This window comes from Maricaulis sp., assembly GCF_015665295.1.
Taxonomy (GTDB): Bacteria; Pseudomonadota; Alphaproteobacteria; order Caulobacterales; family Maricaulaceae; genus Maricaulis.
In genome coordinates this window covers 1-16,976 of the sequence record NZ_JADFAJ010000030.1, presented here as the reverse complement: position 1 = coordinate 16,976, position 16,976 = coordinate 1, and the positions used below count along the sequence as shown (strand labels likewise).

Genomic DNA, 16,976 nt, shown 5'->3' with positions numbered 1-16,976 from the left:
ACACTGGACGGGCACCCCTGTCATGGGCTTAGTTGGCCCCGACTTCGAATCCCCCGACCGGAGAAATATCCCGTGAACAAGAACATGACCCAGCTGGAAGCGGCCAAGCTCCAGATGTTCCTGCAGGCCAAGCTCAACCCGGAAATGGTTGTGCAGTGCCGCAACCGCCCTGACGAGTGCGCCGAAATCCATATTGGCGATGAGTGCCTGGGCGTGGTGTCCAAGATCATCGATGAGGGCGAATTGTCCTATTCGTTCGAAATCACCATCCTGGATATCGACCTGGAAGATCTTTGATCGAACACGCGCCAGCCGTCCTTGATGTCCGTGACGTTCGCAAGACGTATGCAGGCGATGTCGAGGCGGTGCGGGGCGTCTCCCTGTCGGTCGCCCGCGGGCGGTTGCTGGTTCTGGCCGGGGCCTCCGGGTGCGGCAAGACCAGCCTGCTGAAAATGATCAACCGTCTGGAGGAGACTTCAGGCGGTTCGATTTTGTTCGGCGGCGAGGATATTGACGGCATGGATCCGGTCGCTCTGCGCCGCCGCATCGGCTGGGTGATGCAGGGTGATGGCCTGTTTCCGCACATGAGCGTGCGGCGCAATGTCGGACTGATCCCGCAATTGGCCGGACAGGATCCGGCCCGGGTCGAGCTTCGGGTTCGCGAAATGCTCGAGCTGGTGCGTCTCGATCCGGATGAATTCGGTGAACGCCTGCCGGCAGAACTGTCCGGCGGCCAGCGCCAGCGGGTCGGCTTCGCCCGCGCCCTGGCGGGCGAGCCGGAGCTGGTTTTGATGGATGAACCGTTCAGTGCCCTCGATCCGATCACGCGGGACGGGCTGCAGCAGGACTTTCGGGCCCTGCAGGCCGAGCTCGGCTTTGCCGCCGTCATGGTCACCCATGACATGGCGGAAGCCCTCATCATGGCCCATGAGGTTGCGGTGATGCGTGAGGGACAGCTCGTCCAGCGCGGCACGCCGCGAGAGCTGATGGCCTCTCCCGTGGATGATTATGTCACCGGTCTGCTGGAAACGCCCCGCCGCCAGGTGCAGGCGATAGCGGAGCTGGGTCGATGAACGCCAATCTCGCCGAGCGTTGGGCCGAACTGCCGGACCTCCTGGCCGGCCATGTCCTGCTCTCCCTGTCCGCCATCCTGGTCGGGCTGACGCTGAGTCTGCCGCTCGGCATCTACGCGGCATCGCGGCCACGCCTGGCCGGCCTCGTTCTCAACCTGGCCAGCATCGTCCAGACCATACCGGGCCTTGCCCTGCTGGCCCTGATGGTGCCGCTGCTGGGCGGTACGATCGGCTATGCACCGGCCTTTCTGGCGCTCATGCTCTATTCCATCCTGCCCATCCTTCGAAACACGATTGTCGGCCTGCAGGGCGTCGATCCGGTCGTGCGCGATGCAGCGCGCGGGATCGGCATGACGGCGCGTGAGCAGTTGTGGCGGGTCGAGTTGCCGCTGGCCCTGCCGGTCATCGTTGCCGGTTTGCGGACAGCCGTGGTCTGGGTGGTCGGTGCGGCGACCCTTGCAACCCCGGTCGGCGCGTCCAGCCTCGGCAATTACATTTTCGCCGGCCTGCAGACCCGCAACTGGTTATCAGTGCTCTTTGGCTGTCTGTTTGCGGCCGGCCTGGCCATCATCCTGGACCAGATGATCCGCCTGCTGGAGGTCGCAGCCCGCGAGCGCCGCAGTCGGCTGGCCGGTCTTGTCGGGCTCGCCCTTGCCGTCCTGCTGACCGTCACGATCGCGCCGCGCTTCGTCGATTTCGGACCTGCCGGTCGCAACGCGCGAGAGGCCGGCGAAGTGGCCCGGATGGCCCGGCTCTCGGACACGACGATCCGGGTCGGCGCGAAAGCCTTTACCGAGCAATACATTCTTGGCGCTCTTCTGGAAGACCGGTTGGCCGGAGCGGGCGGGCGCGTCGAGCGGCGCGACAATCTGGGATCGAGCATTGCCTTTGATGCGCTGCGGTCCGGCGAGATTGATGTCTATGTCGACTATAGCGGCACGATCTGGGCGACGGTCATGAACCGCCCCGAACCCGTCAACCGGCACGCCATGCTGGCCGAAATGACCGGTTGGCTGTGGGCAGAGCACGGCATCCTCGCTCTCGGCAGCCTCGGTTTCGAGAACGCCTACGGCTTTGCGATGGCCCGGGAGTCGGCCGAAGCGCTGGGGGTGGCCAGTCTGGCGGACCTGGCGCCGCTGGCGGCTGAACTCACCGTCGGCGGCGATGCCGAAGTCTTCTCGCGGCCGGAATGGGTGATGACGCGGGACAGTTACGGGCTTTCGGCCATGCAGACACGGGCCATGGACGCCACTTTCATGTACGGCGCGGTTCGCGACGGGCAGGTCGACCTGATCTCGGCCTATACAACGGATGGACGGATTGCAGCCTTTGACCTGGTCGTGCTTGACGATCCGCTTGCCGTCCTGCCGCCCTATGATGCGGTTGTCCTCCTCTCGCCCGGGGCGGCGGCCAATCCGGCGCTGGTCGACGTGTTGGCTTCACTGATCGGGACGATTGACGATGATGCCATGCGCGAGGCCAATCGCCGGGTCGATCTGGATCGCCAGACCCCGGCCCAGGCGGCCGCGTGGCTGGCCGGTCGGATTGGTCCGGAAGGGGCAGCACAATGAGCGGATATGCCGGAGCCGGACGGCTCCAGGACGGCGAATGGCTGATGCGCGCCTGTCTTTATCTCAATCGCGAACTGCCGCCCGGTGCCGAACCCTATACCGAAATGACGCATCTCAACCGGGTCTGGGCGACGCAGTCGGCCGAGTTTGACCGCCTGCTCGAGATTATCGACCCGGAAGCCGATATCGATCGAAGGATTTTCCCGGTCCTGGCCTTTTTCGATCCGTCGGAGAACTGGCCGCTCGACATCATCCTGGCCGGCTTCGCGGCGTTGCTCGTCTGGCTTTTCCTGCCGGACTGGTATGGTGTGGCGGAGTATGTCGCCTATCTCGCGATCGCCGGCTTTGTCGCTATCCAGTATCTCCGGGCCCGTCGGCTGCGCGAGCGGGCGAGGGCGGAAATGATCCGCCTCGGTCTCGATCCCGACAAGCGGCACCCGCTGACCTTGCGGATCCTGGCGCGCTATCGCAAACGCCCGGTTACCTTGCACTGAGACCGTCACCTTGCACTGAGACCGTCACCTTGTACCGAGCAGACAAAAGGCGCGGAGCCAGCCAGCCCCGCGCCTTGATGTCAGCGTGGATTGTTATTTGTTGTAATCGTTTCGCCTCGGTTCAGAGGACCGTCAGCATGGTGGCAACCAGCGGGTGGCGCACAATGTCTTCCGCCGCCAGGCGACAGACCGCGATATCGTCGAGAGGCTCCATCTTGTCGGCGATCTGGGCGAGGCCTGACATCTCCGGCAAGAGGTCGGTCTGGGCCGGGTCACCGGTGACAACCATGGTGGAGTTCCAGCCCAGCCGTGTCAGCAGCATCTTGAGCTGGCCATAGGTGCAGTTCTGCGCCTCGTCGACGACCACGAAGGCGTTGTTGAGCGTGCGTCCCCGCATATAGCCGATCGGGGCGATCTCGATCAGGCCCTCGGCCATCATGGCCTTGAGCTTTTTCGGGCTGAGCCGGTCGGCGAGGGCGTCATAGAGCGGCCGCAGGTAGGGTGCGAGTTTTTCCTCCATGGCGCCGGGCAGGAAGCCGATGGATTCGCCGGCCTCGACCGCGGGTCGTGACAGGACGATGCGACTGACCGAACCGGCCTCGAGAGCCTCGACACCCTTGGCCACAGCGAGAAAGGTCTTGCCGGTCCCGGCCGGTCCGAGAGCGAGGACGAGATTGTGATCGTCGATCGACTTCATCAGATTGGCCTGGCCATCTGATCGCGGTTTGACATTCTTGATGAAACGCTGATCGCGCATTGGGTCCTTCGTATCCGGTGACCAGTTGGTCCCGGGGAAGAGAGCGCGGACCTTGGTCTCCTCGGTTTGATAATGCGACGTGTTGAACTCGGCACGTTGGCGACGCTTGACGATACGCTTACCCATGGCTGGAACCTCCACACATGAAAAACCCCTCGGCCGGAAGGCGAGGGGCGAAGACACTTTGCAACGAATACGATTCGAAGGACGCGAAGGGCAGGGATCCGGATGATCCGGACGATCCTGGCGGACTGGGTCTCAGACTGGTCATACCGTCTACCCGGAGCCTCCCTTGGAGTTGCCGATACGATACAGGACCGAAATGGGCTGGTCTCGAATCGCGGTTACAGTGTCAGTGTAACCCCGTGAAGAAGTCCTGAACGAGCCTGTCGCGAATATTTCACGCAAAAGAAACTGGGAGACGGAAATGGCGATCTATGCATTGGGTGATTCGAGCCCGACCTTGCCGGATGCGGGCCAGTACTGGGTCGCCGAGAGCGCTGAGGTGATGGGGCGGGTCGTCCTCATGCCGGGCGCGAGTGTCTGGTACGGCGCGATCATTCGCGGCGACAATGACCCGATCACGATCGGCGAGAACTCCAATGTCCAGGACGGCGCTGTCCTGCATACGGACGAGGGCATCCCGCTGACCATCGGCAAGGGTGTCACCATCGGCCATCAGGCCATGTTGCATGGCTGCACGGTCGGCGATGGCTGTCTGATCGGGATCGGCTCAACCATTCTCAACGGCGCGAGGATCGGGAAGAATTGCGTGATCGGTGCTCACGCCCTGATCACTGAAGGCAAGGAGATCCCTGACAATTCCCTCGTCGTCGGTTCGCCGGGACGGGTGATGAAAACACTGGGACCGGAGATGGCCGAACTGCTCCAGGCCTCGGCCGATCACTACGTCGCCAACTGGAAGAAACACAAGGCGGGGCTGCGCCGCATCGATTGATTCCGGGCGCGAGGGGCAGCGGGCTAGTGGGCGCGGCTCCACAGCTCGCGGATATTTTGATCGGCATCGCGACCCAGATTGAACCAGGCGGCGCGATCATGCGAAGCGTCGATGACCAGAAGCTTGTCCTCGCGTCCCAGAATGTGACTGAGCTCATTGCGCAGCACTGCCGAGGTCGTCGGGCCGCGCAGCAGCCAGACACTGTCGGTGATCGATTCGAGATCGCCATAGGCCTTCAGGGCATTGCGGAACTCGGCGCCATTCTCCGACTGGATCTCGGCGATCACCACGAAGTTGGCCGGGCGGGCTCCCGGCGTGACACGCTTTTCCGGCTCCGGCGATGACTTTGATTCGCCAAGCCATTCGCGGAAATCCTCGATATCGGACGCCTGTTGCCACAGGCCATCACGTTCGGGGCAGACCTGGGAATGTGCCGCAATCCGCCCTTCACCAACGAAGGCGCGCATTTGCTGGGGGGTATAGGGGCCGTAGACACGACCCTCGACTTTTACAAACCAGGACATTGCGATTCCGTCATCGCGAGGCATTTCGGATCTCTTTTGCACTTTGTTACGCACCGATTACCACCCGGATACGGCAAGAATCGGGCCGCATTGGCGGAAATCACCAGAAGGGCGAAGAAAAATTCGATCTGCGACTCGTTTAAGCTGCTTCGTGGCCCGATGCCGAGGCCTCGGGCGGATCGAACACGACCGCGAACCCATTGTCCAGAATGCGGGCCACACGTCCTGACATCTCACCGACACGCAGGCTCTCGCCGACACGCGGGCGTTCAAGGCATTCGAATGCGGCGCCGGTCACGGAAACGTCGACAACATTGGCCTGGATGACGACGCCATCGGCCAGAAGAATGCGGGCGCGGCCGCGACCGGGCTTGCGCGGTGCGGTGCGATCCTCGTCAAGGCCGAGCCGGTCCTTGTTGAAGCGCCAGGTGATGGCATCCGCCAGCTTGTCGCGCTTGCGCAGCGGCGCATTGAAGCGAACGGACATCTCGTCGCCATCCTGGCGAACGATCTGGCCTTCGATCCGACCGATCGAGGTGATCATGAGGACGATACGCGTGCCTTCCCGCATGCTCAGCCGGGCGAGGATGCGGGCGCCGCCAGGGGAAATATCGATCAGCCGGCAGGCGTGCTCGCCATTCGCTTCCGACCAGAAACGGCCGTGCAGCTGCAGCGGGACACGGGCATGACGGCGGCGCTCCTGGGCGCCGCGTGCGGCAATCTTGATTTTGCGTCGGTCGAGCCGGCCGGGTTCGTCATGCATCGCAATGACCTCCTGCGAGCCGACACCCTAGGCGCAAAGGCGTTAAAAAGGTTTTGCGATCACTGATCGTTTGCGACCAATTGCACACGTGATCCGTTATCGACGACGAGGCCGGGGAAGATATGCCCCGGCACGGCCGGAGGATGGATTTCCTGCAGGCTGGTGCGGACGACCGGCCGGCCCTTGAAGGCCTCGGTCGAATCGAGCGGCTGGAACAGGCCCAGCGTGCGGTCAATCGCTCCGGACGGACCGCGCAGCGGCAGGAAGGCGATCTCTACCGGCAGCTGATGCATGTCGAGGCTGGACGCGCGGGCGATCAGCGAGGCCGGGGCGCAGCCGGTGATCGAAGCCTCGAGCACGGCCTGGACATGGGTCCGGTCATGGCCGCGCCACAGAGACAGGAAATTCTGCTCGCGGAATTCCCGCTGGTACAGATCGCACAGATGCGTGCCGGCGAGGCGGAAGATGTGGTGTTGCGGATCGGCACGCCACAGGATGAAGACATAGCCGAGCAGACGCGCAATGTCCTGCGGTTCGATATCGGCACGATGCGGCGCCGCGCCGCCCTGGCGTCGGGTCTGCCAGTAGGCATGCAGGGCTTTCGATTGCGCATGGCGCATGGACGTCTCCACTCGTTTCGTTTCGGCTGATCGCGGCATGGCGCGCGCCGCTCATGCCTGTCCCGGTTCAAGAACGGGGCCATACGCCTGTGGCGGGAATGGCGGCGAGCGCCACTCATCGGCGGCGCGAAACCGGCGTTCCGGGGTGGGGCCGCGAACTGGCCCTGCCTTTGCAGGGTCGGGGGCAATACGTAAGGAGCACGACCATGCGCGTTTCAGCCCGGCACGCTTTTCTGATTCCAGCGACCGCTGCGTTCGCCCTGTTTGCTGCCCCGGCTTCGGCCGGTGGAGGCGGCGGCAGTGGCGGTGGATGCTGCACGCCGCCGCCCCCTCCGCCGTCCTGCTGTACGCATGGTGGTGGCCACACGGTCAATGTCCCGAACATCAACATCCATGGCGGCAATATCAATGTCGGCGTGAATGTCTCGACGCGGGTCAATGTGAACACCAATGTCAATGTCAATGCGTCGGCGAACGCCAATGCCGGGGCCGGTGCCCGGGCCGGCGCCGGCGCGGTGACCTTCATCGGCGGTGGCTCCTACACGCCGATGACGACAGCGCCCGCCGCAACCGCGATCACCGGTCTCAACGTGGTCGGTGTCGAGACCGAGTCCGAATACGAATACTACGAGGAAGAGCGAACCCGCTGGGTCGAGGAATGGCGCGTCGTGCGCGCTGTCTGTGTCGACGATAACGGCACGCCGCATCCGGCTTCCCGCGTCGATGCCGAAGATCGCGTCGGAGCCACCTTCGACGGCGAGATCTTCCGCTGCATGGCCGGCACGGCGATGCAGACCACGATCGGCTGGGTCATTGACGGTGTCCATGACTGGGACGACGCCCCGACCATCATGTGCCGCAAGGGCGAGGCCCTGCGTCATTCGGCTGGCGGCAATCTGCGTTGCGAAACCCAGATCCCGCGGCGAAACTGCAATGAACGCTCGCTTCTGCGCATGCACGGACCGGGTGTGAAAATGGTCTTCATGCGCCGCGAGGAGCGATACACCGAGCGGGTCCGCCGCGAAGTCGAGCGCGAACGCAGCCAGACCGTCTCCATGACCCTCATGCTGGACGGCGGCGTCGGCGGTTATCGCTGATCAAGACGCTTTCAAATCATCATCCACCGACTGCCCCGGCCTGACCCAGGCCGGGGCTTTTTTTGTGGCGTCAGCGCCAAGCGGGGGACAGGTATGATTAACGCGCGATGCGGCGTTAATCATACCTGTCCCCCGCACAGCACCAATCTCGCCACGGTGTTTCCACCTGGCGGGATGAGGGGTGCGGGGTCCCGGCCGATGCCGGTTTGGCTATTGTCTTGTGTGGATGGGCACCTCGGGCACCCCGCACACGGAGATTTGGTCAGGGCCGTTACCGGCCCCGTCTCGAAACCGACAGGGACAAACGGTCGAGCTTTGTGCCGCCGTCCTGCCGATGGCCACGCCGGGTTGGTCTGGTGGTGATGCCAGGCAACCGGACGAGCTCCGTCCTCCCAACGCCCCCGGATCACCAATCCGGGCCTCGAGTGACGCGGGACAGGGGGATTATCCGCCAGGTTTGACGGGCAGGGATAAGTTTTGTGATTTTTGTTGTCGGCTCACACTTTCCCTCGCCCCCGGGAGAGGGTCAGGGTGAGGGGTAAATCCCGGTGAACGCGGAACAAATCCCCCTCATCCGGCCCTCCGGGCCACCTTCTCCCAAGGGAGAAGGAAGGCGTGCACAAACGGGATAAGCGCGCACTTTTCTTCCCCACGATGTGGGGAAGTGGCCCTCCGTAGCCTTGGCGAAGGAGGGTCGATGGGGTCCGAGCGGAGCGAGGATGGTACGTGGCGTGACCCATGCCGCCCGCGGCGGCACCCCTCCGTCCCGCGCTTCGGGCGCGCCACCTCCCCACGATGTGGGGAGGAAAGGATTCCATTTTTCCCGACCGCAGCCGCGCAAATGCGGGGCGGAGAGCCGGAAACGGCTGTTGCGCCCGCCTCAGAATGTGAAGGTCGCCTGGGCATAACCAAACACTGTGCGGTCGGGAGCCGGGCTGCCGGGGGCATTGTCGGCAAACTTGCCGGGCAGGAGGAGCGAGGCGCCGACCTCGATTTCGAGGCCTTCGATCCAGCCGCGATGACGCACACGGCCGTCCAGCGTGTGACCGATGAATCGTCCCGACTGGCCGCTTTCATCACGCAGGCCCGCGATCACCCAGCTGTCACGGGCGCTGTCGAGCGAGGCGGCTGACCAGGCCAGCCGGCCGTCCCAATTCGGGCCGGGCGCCACTTCAAGCCGCGCGCCGGGCGCCTGGAGATTGGCCGGCGTGAGCGGCCCGTGCAGGCTGGTATTGTTCAGATCCGTGCGACGTGATCCGAAAAGGCGCTCATACTGGTCGAAACGGCGGTCATCGGGGTCGTCATCTCCGCTGGCCCAATAATATTCCAGCGCCAGCCTGGGCTTCCAGTCATGCTGGAAAGTGTAGCCGACCGCCGCGAAAGCCATGCCGGCGCTGACATCCAGGTTCGTGGTGTCCCCGATGGCGCTGCTGGCCCGCCGGCGCCCGAGACGCCAGGCTGTTTCAAGGTCGAGATCGAGCTGCCCTGCCGTCGGCGCGCGATACAGCCGCAAGCCCGGCGTCACATAATGGCGGTCGGGCGTGGGCGATGATCGGGTATCGCGTTCGTCAAGGCCGTAGACAAAGAGGTCGCCGGACAGGCCGGGCCAGTGGGCGGGGACAAGATCGGCACGCTGATAGTGGACCGCCCAGAGAATACGGTTCCATTGCTCCTGATCGCCCGACAGGCGATTGTCGCCGATCGATGCGCGATCCCCGGGGCGTCGCTCGACAGGAACCAGTATGAAAGCATGGAAGCGATGGCCCTGCGCGTGGTGCGCCGCGTAATAGGCGCCGGTATAGCTCTTGATCACATTGGCGTAGCTGATCCGCTCGATCTGGCGTTTCGAGCCGATGCTGACGGTTTGTCTTCCAAGAACCAGGCTGGCCTCTTCGTCCTCGCCAAAGACGGACGGCGCATCGAGCGTGACATGGAGTTGCAGCACGTCGAGCGGGTTGACGATGCCTGTGCTCAAGGGCGTTCCGGAATCGTCTTGAGTCAATCGGGCTTCAAAGCCGGATGCGGGATCCCGGCCGACACGTGATCTGTGGATCGATCCGCGCCGGGTGGCGCGGATATCAACACGGCATCGGCGAAGGTGGGGATGGCGGGCGGCGCCTGTACAAGGCCGGTGCCTGGCCCAATAGGCGGCGCTGTCACCCGTTTCGCCCCCGCAACCCTCAGAGCGGGAAATCACGCTCCGGATCAATCCCGGCCGCTTCGAGAAATTTGCGCATCGCGCGGATCTCGTCCTTGGGCAGGCTGTGGTGGGCGTGGTGAAAGTTTGCGGTATGTCCGTTCAGCGTGACCGCGAACTTGGCACCCTTGCGTTCGTGCAGCTCGGCACCAAGGTCTTTCAGCAGGCCTTCCAGATCGGCGGCGGCCAGATTGGCGGGTTCGGGATGAGCGAACAGGGCGTGCAGCGTCTTGCGGTGTTTGTGGTTCATGTTGGTCTCCTCCAGGCTCCCCTCATGCTATCGCGGCGCGCGCCGCGCGGTTATGTGACGAAAGCGCCTGCGGCGGTGTGCCTCAGGCCGCTTGTCGTGCGCGACACCGGCACAGAAAAAAGCCCCGGTCGCACAACACGCGACCGGGGCCAGGTTTTCCCAAGGCTATGGGATCTCTTCAGTTGCCCGAGTACGGGTTCACTGTCTGGTAGGTGGCGGAATTGCCGATCGCGGTAGCCGCGCCGGAGAGGACTCCGCCGGTATTCATGCGGCCTGTGACGATCGAGCTGACCGCGGCATTATTGGTCTGGTTGGTATTGCCCCAGGCCGTGACCGGGCATTCGGAGCAGACATAGGTCGTCGCGGCATTGCCGAAGGCGGTTGCCGAGACCAGGGCCGATCCGCCGGCATCGCCGTCCAGATTGGCGCGCGCGATGACGGCGCCATTATTGGTCTGGTCGAGACCCATGAAGGCGTCCGCCCCGATATTGGAGATGATGGCCGAATTGCCGACACCCTCGGCCGACACGCTCAGCACGTCGGCGTCGAAATTGCCGACGAGGATTTCCGACTCGGCCGTGACCGCGCCGTCATTGTCCTGCTCGCCCTGGATATGGGCATAGCCATTTTCGTTCTGCATCCATACCGAATTGCCATTCGCGGAAGCGACAACCGTCTGGCTGATCGCGGTGCCGCCGGCGTCGGTGCGCGAGCGGGCGGTGATGTCGCCGCGATTGTCCTGGTCGACATCGACGACCTGTGACGGGCTGTCATGATAGCCTTCCAGCTGCGCCGAATTGCCGTTGGCTGCGCCGAGAAGGGTGGCCGCGTAACCCAGCCCGCCATCGCTTGCGAGGACATAGCTGTCGGCCGTGACATCGGCGCCTGAGTCCTGGCGCAGGGCCAGATTGGTGTCGCTGCCATAGGTCGTGCCCTGGAAGGCATTGGCCGACGCCGTTGCCGAGGTGACCGAGGAGATCGCATAGCTGCCGACTTCCAGACGCGCCGTTGCATTGACGGTCGAGCCGTCGAGCGCGGTCTGGCTGATCGCGGCATCCATGCCATTGTCATTGATCACGCTCGCCGAATTGCCCATCGCCGAAGCGGTGGTGATGGCGGCGCCGTCGATAATGGTGGCACGCGTTTCCGCGCGGGCGTCGACCGAGCCGGAGAAGGTCTGGTCGGACAGGATGTCATGCCGTTCCACCACGTCCACGGTCAGCGCATTGGCCGCGCCGATTGCAGACATGGAAGCGGAACTGGCCTGGTCGGTCTCACCTTCCGTCACGACCTGGATCGCGGCGTCCAGATTGACCTGGCCGTTCAAAATCTCAGTCGTATCGTCCGCGAAGATAGGTGCGCACGTGATCGTCGCGGCGCTCATGCCCGCGATCAACATTGCTGCGCGCTTGGACATTGGAGGTCTCCCGTTGACCGTAGGTGGTGGCTGCGTTGACGCCGCCGGTAATATTGGTGTGGCCGGTGCTGCCGCCGATCGGATCGGCGTAGTGGCAGGCGGCTGCCGGATCGACGCCATACATCTGCGCCGAGACTTCAAGCACGGCGCGCTCGATCACCGAGCGCACGGCCAGCTGGACCGGCTCGAGCGAGCGGCCACCGCCGGAGATGTCGATCACCGCATCATCCCAGAAGGCAAAGACGCCGGCCGAGATCTCGCGGCCAATGATCTGCTTCTGGTAGGAGATGACGTCGACAGTCTCCATCGTGCGCGTGTCATTGAGGCGCAGGTCGAGACCGATATTCATCACCCACATGCGGCGGTTGAAGACGCCGGTCGGATCGCTGTCGATGCGATCGCCGCCCAGCACGTCGATCCCCGATGAGCGGATATTGTAGTTGAGCTCGGTGATGCCTCCGACCAGGTGATAGTCGGAGCCCGGCAGCGAGGCCGCCCGGATCTGGCGCTGGGTGCCATTGTCACCGATCAGCGAATTATTGGCATAGCGCAGTTCGAGCTCGGACACCGAGGTGTCGAAACGCTCGACCAGGCGCACACCCGCCTTGGCAAAGGCCGAGATCGCCATCAGCGAGGCGCCCTGGGTGACGGCAGCGCCACCTTCCAGCGAAGCGCGACCGGTATAATCGGCCAGGCGTCCCACGGCGATGCGGGGGGATTGCAGATTATGCTCGCGGGCATAATTGGCGAGGCAGACCAGCGCTTCCGAATAGGGAGTCGGATTGGCGGTCACCGGTGCTCCGCCGATCGGGGTGGCATAATTCCCGTCCGCCCCCCCTGTGCGCGCCGAGGTCGCACACCCGGTCAGCGCCAGGGCGCCGGCGAGGGTCGCCATCAAAAGCTTAGTCTTGGTCATTGTCCGTACTCACATTGCCTTGGGCCTGTGCGCTGGCGTTGATGTCGCCATTATTGATTTGGGTGGAATTCACGATGACCGTGTTCCATTGGCCGCTCACATTGACATTGAGCTGGTTGCCGATAGCGGAGGCGTTTGCGCCAACCCCGCCGCTGCCAAACAGGCCGGTGCGGGTGGAAACCCCGACGCCGGTCTGGATGATTCCGTCGATGATCACGCGATTGCCGGCGCTCGAGCGCGCGGCGGCGCCAGCGCTGGCTGTGGCGCCCGACCAGGGCTGGCTGGCCTGGGCCGATGTGCCGCCATAGGGCTGCTCCCAGCCGGCCGTCGTCTGGACCTGCTGCGCCTCGGTCGCACCACAAAGGGCTGCGAGGGCGAAAGCGGTGCCGGTGACGGTGGCGAAGCTGCGCGTTTTCATTGTGTCATGTCCTCTAAGACGTGAATTCTGTGGTCCGGGTTGCAACGGGCATGCCAAAGGGGGTGTTGTCCTAAGTGCGTTCCCCTGCAGGGGGAATCGTGTCGCCCTTGAGGCGTGAATGCCTGAATGGGCCAGTCGGACGCGGGAGTTGGAACGATGAGTGTGCCGCAGCGGGACGAGTCTGAAGGGCCGTGGAACCGGCCGCCGCCGCCGCGCGCACCGGTCTTCAACACCATGCCGCCGGCCGTCCTGCTGCTGGCATTTGCGATCGTTGGTGCCGCGCTGGCGGGTCAGGTCCTGCCGGACTTCCAGGGCTGGCTGTTCAATGCTGCGGTCTTTGTCTCGGCCGAGCGCGGGGCGTCATTGCCCAAACAGCCGCTTGGACCGATTGCGCCGCTGGTGTTGCACGTCTTCATCCATTTCAGCCTGGGCCATATCGCCATGAACCTGGCCGTACTGGTCGCAGCCGGCCGCGCGGTCGGTGAACGCCTCGGCCATGGCTGGCTCGGTTCGGTCGGCTTTTTCTTCCTGTTCTTCGCCTGCGCCGTCACCGGCGCCGCCATGGAAACCCTTTTCCATCAGGGACCACCGGTTCCGATGGGCGGGGCGTCAACCGCAGTGTCGGGCCTGATTGCCGGCGCCGGATGGGTGCGCGGTGGCTGGCGCGGCATGGCGCAATTGGCGCTGCCCTGGATCGCGATCAATCTCCTGATCGGTGTGGCCGGCGACCTGATGCCGATCTCGATCGGATGGCTGGCCCATATCGGCGGCACGCTGGGCGGCATGATCCTGACCCCGCTTGTCATCGCCGTCTTTGCCGAGGACGAGGCCTGATCAACCGGCCCGTCGCGGTTACCAGATCCGGTCGATCCGGCGCTCGCCGTCAATCTCGAACCCCCTGATCATCAGCTGACCCGATCCGGTCAGCGACAGGATGATCCGGATCCGGCCCCCATCAGGCACGCCGCCGCGCAGCAGGTCCTGCAGGGCGAGGGCATCGTCGCGGTCGGCATAATAGCGTTCGATATTGAAGCGCGCATGCAGCTCATCCCCGACGAAATCGACCCGCCCCGCGGCAACCAGACCCTCGCCGGGATGGGTATCATGGAGAGCGACCGGCCGGGCCAGCCCGTCCGCGCCGACCTCCAGCGTCACGAAGACCGGCTGGTGGCGCTCGAAACTGTCGTCGCCGGCGAGCATATCCGGTGCCAAAAGGTTCAGCGGCGTGCGGATCCGGGCATAATGCCCCAGGAAGATGTCGCGGGGATCATAGCCCTCCACCGCCATGACCAGTTCCGTGCCCTGGCTGCGGGCCATGGCATGGCTGGCCAGCATGAAAACCAGAAAGCCGGACATCAGGGCCGCCACCAGGCCGAGGCGGCGGAGCGGGTGATGCAAGGTCGGGTGGTGCGCTGTCATGGCAAAGCCTCCTTGTCAGGCAGCGGTTCGCGGCTGTTTTTGCGGATTTGCCAGATCACGAAACTCGCCCCGAACAGGATCAGCCCGCCCAGCAAGAAGAAGAGCGCGGTGTCGAGCAGGCCCTCGAAGGTTTCGGCATAGACATAGAGGGTCTGCAGCACGAAGCCGGAGACGCCGAAGACCCGCAACAGGCCGCGCCCGTGCCGGTCGCCGATCAGGATGAGCGCGGTGAAGGCGGCATAGAGCAGGGCGCCGATCGCCATGCGCAACGGGACGGGCGCCGGAAGGGCGGCCGGCAGCAACAGGGGAAGGGCCGCGATCGCCAGGCCCGTCGCCATCAGGATCCCGGCTTCCCAGCCGGTCAGCCGCCCGCGCCAGCTTCGCCAGGCGGTGAGGGCGATGATCGCCGCCAGGGCGGGCAGGGCGAGGATGAGATAGGCGTGATTGGCCGGCGATTCGTCGCCGATTTGGCCATTGTCCAGCGGGAACTGGATGAGGAAGGCGGCGATCAGGGTGATTGCCGTCATCCAGCCGGCAAAGACGCCGCTGCCCGGCACGCCGCGATCACGCAGCAGCGCGGCCGCCAGCGCGGCCGCGCCGAAGATCAGGATGGCTGCGGCCTGCAGGGCGAGATGGCTGACCGGGTGGGCCTGCTCGAACAGGTAGAGCGCATGCGCCGTCCACAGCGCTGCAGCGAGCGCGGTCAGGTGCATGGAAACGCTCGAGCGCAACCGTACCGCCAGGATGGCGCCGGCCGCAGCGACCGGCCAATACCCCCAGATTGAACCGCTGACATAGGGATTGGCCGCCTCCAGCCCGGCCCAAAGCGCGCCCAGCCCGGTGGCCAGGATCAGCACCGGCCGCGATCCGGCCAGCCAGGCGGTGAGACCGCCGGCGACGGCCCAGACCAGGACCGCCGTATTGCGGAAGGACGTCATGTTGAAAGTCTGCGCGGTCAGCATGATCGCTGCGCCGAACAGGACCACGCCCAAAAGGCCCAGGGCATGGCCGAGCCCCCCATGGCCTTTGCGGAAAGCCTCGGCCGCACCGAGCAGGCTTGCCCACAGGCAGGCCAGCAAAAGGGCAAAACGGGCAAGCCGCGGTATCACGTCCCAATTGGCGCCGACAAAGGTCAGGGCGGACAGGCCGAGCAGGACTGCGCCGAGAATCGTCAGGGCGCCCAGGGCAGAGGGGCGTGACGGTCCCGATGCGATATCGGCGAGAATGCGGGCGCGCTGGCCGGCTTCAATCCAGCCGGCCTCGATCCAGCGGTCGATATCACGGGTCAGGCGTTCGCGGTACGACATCGGCGCTCCTCCGCCAGTCTCAGCCGACAGGCCGGTCAGATCTGCCGGAAAGAGTGGCGGAGGCGTGCGGGCCTGTCCACGAAAGCTTGATTCACATCGGCAAGCCGTGTCGCGGCTGCCCGGTCTCGCGCAACAGCGCGCTCAAACCGCTTTTTTGTGGTATCGTGCAACTGCTACGGATTGGGAGGCTGGCGATGATTGTCGAGGCAATACTGAAAACGAAGGGCCGTGACGTGATCACGATCCGTGATGGGGCGACCCTGGAGGAAGCCGCACGCCTGCTTGATGCGCACGGGATCGGCGCGCTCCTGGTCGAGGACGGGCAGGGGCGGCCCGTCGCCGTCCTGTCGGAACGCGATATTGTCCGAGAGATGGCGCTGAACGGTGCGGCCTGCCTGCATCGGCCGGTCGCCCAGGCCCTGACCCGGGCCTTCGTGACCGCCGGACGCACGGCCGGCCTGAATGATCTCATGGTCTTGATGACCGAGCGACGGGTCCGCCATGTCCCGATCCTCGATGGCGATGCCCTGCTCGGAATCATCTCCATCGGCGATGTGGTCAAGGCCAAGATCGCCGACATGGAAGCCGAGACTGCGGCGCTGCAGGCCTATATCCGCTCGTAAACCCTGCCGTCGCTTCGTGGAATCAGCGGCCGTCCCGGGGCCCGGACGATGCCGCCACGCCTGTCCGGACCGCGTCGGTGCCTGCCGCAACCGCGCCAAAAGACATTCTGCACACGGCGAAAAGCCTTGCCTGATTGGGCGATGCCGTTTGCCGATGCAACGGACTGCAGGAAATCCCGCAGCAGGGGGTTGCGTCCTGCGCGGCGTGCTGTAGAAACCCGCTCACACCGGCGCTGCCGCAGCGGATTTCCTCTTGCGGTCCAGCGTCGTTTGCTTATTATACGAGGTCTTGTCGTTTTTCTAAGTCAGGTCGGCGCGTCAAATTCAACGCTCCGGGCAGCCAGGTTTTCGCCGGTTTCAAAGCCACTGAAAAGCAACTGCACGACCCTGAGAAACGCGATTGACTTCGCAGATTGGGCGGCTTAAACACCGCCCTCCTTGGCCGGGGGCGGCATTGATGTTTTGCCCTTTGGCTATCGGATTTGGCGGCCTTGTGCTGTTTGGGTCCGGCTCTTTGACATTGTTGTTATGGAAAGAGAAACGCAGGCGACGGTGCTCTGCGGTGGGTCAGA

The 16,976-nt window shown here is 64.4% G+C and carries 19 protein-coding genes; 8 read left to right on the top strand and 11 right to left on the bottom strand.

Annotated elements, in window-relative coordinates:
- Window positions 1–72: 72 nt before the first annotated feature.
- The 4 genes from QZZ02_RS12990 to QZZ02_RS12975 are packed head-to-tail and all read left to right on the top strand — an operon-like array spanning window position 73 to window position 3,138.
- Window positions 73–297 carry a DUF3126 family protein gene (locus QZZ02_RS12990; protein WP_291845037.1) on the top strand — a complete coding sequence of 75 codons (225 nt, stop codon included), beginning with the start codon at window positions 73–75 and terminating at the stop codon, window positions 295–297.
- Window positions 294–1,073: an ATP-binding cassette domain-containing protein gene (locus QZZ02_RS12985; protein ID WP_291845036.1), complete on the top strand. Its 780-nt coding sequence runs from the start codon at window positions 294–296 to the stop codon at window positions 1,071–1,073. The genes QZZ02_RS12990 and QZZ02_RS12985 overlap by 4 nt, the downstream gene beginning before the upstream one ends.
- Window positions 1,070–2,644, top strand: a complete 1,575-nt coding sequence (locus tag QZZ02_RS12980; RefSeq protein ID WP_291845035.1) for a glycine betaine ABC transporter substrate-binding protein — start codon at window positions 1,070–1,072, stop codon at window positions 2,642–2,644. Before QZZ02_RS12985 ends, QZZ02_RS12980 begins: the two co-directional genes overlap by 4 nt.
- Window positions 2,641–3,138 (top strand): hypothetical protein, encoded by a 498-nt coding sequence (locus tag QZZ02_RS12975; protein WP_291845034.1) that lies wholly within the window; start codon window positions 2,641–2,643, stop codon window positions 3,136–3,138. The genes QZZ02_RS12980 and QZZ02_RS12975 overlap by 4 nt, the downstream gene beginning before the upstream one ends.
- A 121-nt stretch (window positions 3,139–3,259) precedes the next feature.
- Here the strand turns inward: QZZ02_RS12975 and QZZ02_RS12970 are convergent, their stop codons facing one another.
- Window positions 3,260–4,021 carry a PhoH family protein gene (locus QZZ02_RS12970; protein WP_291845032.1) on the bottom strand — a complete coding sequence of 254 codons (762 nt, stop codon included), beginning with the start codon at window positions 4,019–4,021 and terminating at the stop codon, window positions 3,260–3,262.
- Between the two features lie 301 nt (window positions 4,022–4,322).
- Here QZZ02_RS12970 and QZZ02_RS12965 point away from each other — a divergent pair, with 301 nt between their 5' ends.
- The gene (locus tag QZZ02_RS12965) at window positions 4,323–4,853 is read left to right on the top strand and encodes a gamma carbonic anhydrase family protein (RefSeq protein ID WP_291845030.1); all 531 of its coding nucleotides are present in this window, start codon (window positions 4,323–4,325) and stop codon (window positions 4,851–4,853) included.
- A 23-nt stretch (window positions 4,854–4,876) separates the two neighbouring features.
- On the opposite strand, the gene QZZ02_RS12960 is transcribed toward QZZ02_RS12965, so the two are convergent.
- The 3 genes from QZZ02_RS12960 to QZZ02_RS12950 form a co-directional block, all read right to left on the bottom strand.
- Window positions 4,877–5,377 (bottom strand): DUF4339 domain-containing protein, encoded by a 501-nt coding sequence (locus QZZ02_RS12960; RefSeq protein ID WP_291845027.1) that lies wholly within the window; start codon window positions 5,375–5,377, stop codon window positions 4,877–4,879.
- A 139-nt stretch (window positions 5,378–5,516) separates the two neighbouring features.
- Entirely contained in the window at window positions 5,517–6,140 is a 624-nt protein-coding gene (locus QZZ02_RS12955; protein ID WP_291845024.1) for a PilZ domain-containing protein, read from the bottom strand.
- 59 nt (window positions 6,141–6,199) lie between these two features.
- Entirely contained in the window at window positions 6,200–6,760 is a 561-nt protein-coding gene (locus QZZ02_RS12950; RefSeq protein WP_291845023.1) for a PAS domain-containing protein, read from the bottom strand.
- A 206-nt stretch (window positions 6,761–6,966) separates the two neighbouring features.
- Here QZZ02_RS12950 and QZZ02_RS12945 point away from each other — a divergent pair, with 206 nt between their 5' ends.
- Window positions 6,967–7,857, top strand: coding sequence for a hypothetical protein (locus QZZ02_RS12945; protein WP_291845022.1), 891 nt, complete (start codon window positions 6,967–6,969; stop codon window positions 7,855–7,857).
- An 880-nt stretch (window positions 7,858–8,737) separates the two neighbouring features.
- Here the strand turns inward: QZZ02_RS12945 and QZZ02_RS12940 are convergent.
- From QZZ02_RS12940 to hfaA, 5 genes are all read right to left on the bottom strand, one after another.
- Window positions 8,738–9,832: an alginate export family protein gene (locus QZZ02_RS12940; protein WP_291845021.1), complete on the bottom strand. Its 1,095-nt coding sequence runs from the start codon at window positions 9,830–9,832 to the stop codon at window positions 8,738–8,740.
- A 205-nt stretch (window positions 9,833–10,037) separates the two neighbouring features.
- Complete coding sequence (locus tag QZZ02_RS12935; protein ID WP_291845019.1) at window positions 10,038–10,304, bottom strand: hypothetical protein; 267 nt, start codon at window positions 10,302–10,304, stop codon at window positions 10,038–10,040.
- Window positions 10,305–10,482: 178 nt separating this feature from the next.
- The gene (hfaD, locus tag QZZ02_RS12930; RefSeq protein WP_291845015.1) at window positions 10,483–11,721 is read right to left on the bottom strand and encodes a holdfast anchor protein HfaD; all 1,239 of its coding nucleotides are present in this window, start codon (window positions 11,719–11,721) and stop codon (window positions 10,483–10,485) included.
- Entirely contained in the window at window positions 11,636–12,637 is a 1,002-nt protein-coding gene (gene hfaB, locus QZZ02_RS12925) for a holdfast anchoring protein HfaB (protein ID WP_291845013.1), read from the bottom strand. Before hfaB ends, hfaD begins: the two co-directional genes overlap by 86 nt.
- On the bottom strand, window positions 12,624–13,055 hold the full coding sequence (hfaA, locus tag QZZ02_RS12920; protein WP_291845011.1) for a holdfast anchoring protein HfaA: 432 nt from the start codon (window positions 13,053–13,055) through the stop codon (window positions 12,624–12,626). The genes hfaB and hfaA overlap by 14 nt, the downstream gene beginning before the upstream one ends.
- A gap of 156 nt (window positions 13,056–13,211) precedes the next feature.
- Here hfaA and QZZ02_RS12915 point away from each other — a divergent pair, with 156 nt between their 5' ends.
- Window positions 13,212–13,889 carry a rhomboid family intramembrane serine protease gene (locus QZZ02_RS12915; RefSeq protein WP_291845010.1) on the top strand — a complete coding sequence of 226 codons (678 nt, stop codon included), beginning with the start codon at window positions 13,212–13,214 and terminating at the stop codon, window positions 13,887–13,889.
- 18 nt (window positions 13,890–13,907) lie between these two features.
- On the opposite strand, the gene QZZ02_RS12910 is transcribed toward QZZ02_RS12915, so the two are convergent.
- Both QZZ02_RS12910 and QZZ02_RS12905 read right to left on the bottom strand, forming a co-directional pair.
- Window positions 13,908–14,474 carry a GDYXXLXY domain-containing protein gene (locus QZZ02_RS12910; protein ID WP_291845008.1) on the bottom strand — a complete coding sequence of 189 codons (567 nt, stop codon included), beginning with the start codon at window positions 14,472–14,474 and terminating at the stop codon, window positions 13,908–13,910.
- Window positions 14,471–15,781 (bottom strand): DUF2157 domain-containing protein, encoded by a 1,311-nt coding sequence (locus QZZ02_RS12905; protein WP_291845007.1) that lies wholly within the window; start codon window positions 15,779–15,781, stop codon window positions 14,471–14,473. Before QZZ02_RS12905 ends, QZZ02_RS12910 begins: the two co-directional genes overlap by 4 nt.
- Window positions 15,782–15,975: 194 nt before the next feature.
- Here QZZ02_RS12905 and QZZ02_RS12900 point away from each other — a divergent pair, with 194 nt between their 5' ends.
- Complete coding sequence (locus QZZ02_RS12900; RefSeq protein WP_291845006.1) at window positions 15,976–16,404, top strand: CBS domain-containing protein; 429 nt, start codon at window positions 15,976–15,978, stop codon at window positions 16,402–16,404.
- Window positions 16,405–16,976: the final 572 nt, after the last annotated feature.

Excerpts from the sequence above, each read along its gene's own strand:
- QZZ02_RS12980 (WP_291845035.1), top strand. The coding sequence starts at position 1,070 with ATGAACGCCAATCTCGCCGAGCGTTGGGCCGAACTGCCGGACCTCCTG.
- QZZ02_RS12975 (WP_291845034.1), top strand. The coding sequence starts at position 2,641 with ATGAGCGGATATGCCGGAGCCGGACGGCTCCAGGACGGCGAATGGCTG.
- QZZ02_RS12970 (WP_291845032.1), bottom strand. The coding sequence starts at position 4,021 with ATGGGTAAGCGTATCGTCAAGCGTCGCCAACGTGCCGAGTTCAACACG.
- QZZ02_RS12965 (WP_291845030.1), top strand. The coding sequence starts at position 4,323 with ATGGCGATCTATGCATTGGGTGATTCGAGCCCGACCTTGCCGGATGCG.
- QZZ02_RS12960 (WP_291845027.1), bottom strand. The coding sequence starts at position 5,377 with ATGTCCTGGTTTGTAAAAGTCGAGGGTCGTGTCTACGGCCCCTATACC.
- QZZ02_RS12955 (WP_291845024.1), bottom strand. The coding sequence starts at position 6,140 with ATGCATGACGAACCCGGCCGGCTCGACCGACGCAAAATCAAGATTGCC.
- QZZ02_RS12950 (WP_291845023.1), bottom strand. The coding sequence starts at position 6,760 with ATGCGCCATGCGCAATCGAAAGCCCTGCATGCCTACTGGCAGACCCGA.
- QZZ02_RS12945 (WP_291845022.1), top strand. The coding sequence starts at position 6,967 with ATGCGCGTTTCAGCCCGGCACGCTTTTCTGATTCCAGCGACCGCTGCG.
- QZZ02_RS12935 (WP_291845019.1), bottom strand. The coding sequence starts at position 10,304 with ATGAACCACAAACACCGCAAGACGCTGCACGCCCTGTTCGCTCATCCC.
- hfaD (WP_291845015.1), bottom strand. The coding sequence starts at position 11,721 with ATGTCCAAGCGCGCAGCAATGTTGATCGCGGGCATGAGCGCCGCGACG.
- hfaB (WP_291845013.1), bottom strand. The coding sequence starts at position 12,637 with ATGACCAAGACTAAGCTTTTGATGGCGACCCTCGCCGGCGCCCTGGCG.
- hfaA (WP_291845011.1), bottom strand. The coding sequence starts at position 13,055 with ATGAAAACGCGCAGCTTCGCCACCGTCACCGGCACCGCTTTCGCCCTC.
- QZZ02_RS12915 (WP_291845010.1), top strand. The coding sequence starts at position 13,212 with ATGAGTGTGCCGCAGCGGGACGAGTCTGAAGGGCCGTGGAACCGGCCG.
- QZZ02_RS12910 (WP_291845008.1), bottom strand. The coding sequence starts at position 14,474 with ATGACAGCGCACCACCCGACCTTGCATCACCCGCTCCGCCGCCTCGGC.
- QZZ02_RS12905 (WP_291845007.1), bottom strand. The coding sequence starts at position 15,781 with ATGTCGTACCGCGAACGCCTGACCCGTGATATCGACCGCTGGATCGAG.
- QZZ02_RS12900 (WP_291845006.1), top strand. The coding sequence starts at position 15,976 with ATGATTGTCGAGGCAATACTGAAAACGAAGGGCCGTGACGTGATCACG.